The organism is Vibrio sp. 03_296, assembly GCF_002265885.1.
In genome coordinates, this window is the sequence record NZ_NPKW01000977.1 from 1 (window position 1) to 1,015 (window position 1,015).

Annotated in this window: 1 protein-coding gene and 1 pseudogene; one reads left to right on the forward strand and one right to left on the reverse strand. The window is 42.3% G+C overall.

Annotation, left to right across the window (positions count from 1 at the left end):
• Positions 1-6: 6 nt before the first annotated feature.
• A complete protein-coding gene (locus CIK04_RS34815) occupies positions 7-144 on the reverse strand; it encodes a hypothetical protein (RefSeq protein ID WP_325205990.1) in 138 nt (45 codons plus the stop codon).
• Positions 145-801: 657 nt separating this feature from the next.
• Between CIK04_RS34815 and CIK04_RS34820 the strand changes: the two are divergent.
• A pseudogene (locus CIK04_RS34820) lies at positions 802-1,015 on the forward strand (sensor domain-containing diguanylate cyclase); the annotation flags it as partial.

Here is a 1,015-nt window from a genome sequence, read left to right on the forward strand (position 1 = left end):
ATTTCATCAAAATGGGGGAATCACACCACGCTTCATTGCATGTTCCCAATAGCTCAGTTCACCATCCACCATCTCAAGCAGTTTTTTCGGKCAGCCTACACACTCCCCTTTCGGACCACAGACAAACGTCTCTGATTCGTACAATGGCAATTCTTTTTTCACCGTCGTCAAYGATATTACGCATCGCGGTTTGTCTATCCGGTTTTTAGTTCATCGGTCGCACGCTTGCAAAAAAGAGCCAGAGTATAGCGTCAGATGAAAAATCTGCACAGATTGTCATACGGATCACGTATAACGAAAACTATTAATAAATTCGATGACGTCTCAAGAATGTGATTAGATATTCAACTCGTCCCATCCTAAACTTTGTTTATTTTATAAATTACAGTTGGCTAAAGATGGAATCTTATCTAAGGAAAAAAGTCCTACCACCAAAAGAAAGCGGGGGCAATAACGACGCTCGAGAGAACAAAACAAWTTTGTCCGCCCTCCCTCTAGGCTTTCTTGAAGAGCTCGCACAGTCAAACTCATTGGAAGACATATTACTGTGCACGTCATACTGGATTAGAGAAATCTTTCAAGCGGATAGATCAAGTATTGCGCTGAGAGAAAATGATGCTTATCTCAAGCTTTATGCCCTCGATGGTAATGACGTTTTACCAAAAGACTGTTTGATTCCCATACAAAGCAGTTTTGTTGGCCAAGTGTTTTCCCAACAAAAAACTGCAGATTAGCCCAGATAACCGAAAAGCAACATGAATCGACTGTCAATGGCTTGTGGATGGCGGTCTGCTTTGCTGCATGATACCCTCTAAATACAAAGAAGAATGCTATGGCACTTTAAACGTAGCTCACAAACAAGTGGATAGCTACAGCGAAATTGATGCGAAAATCCTCGAAACCATAGCCAAATGGGTAGCCGCTCAAATCTATAAACACAAACAAATCAACAAGATGATTGAACTCGCGCACCTTGACCCACTCACTGGTGCGCTCAATCGGCGTGCGTTTGTTG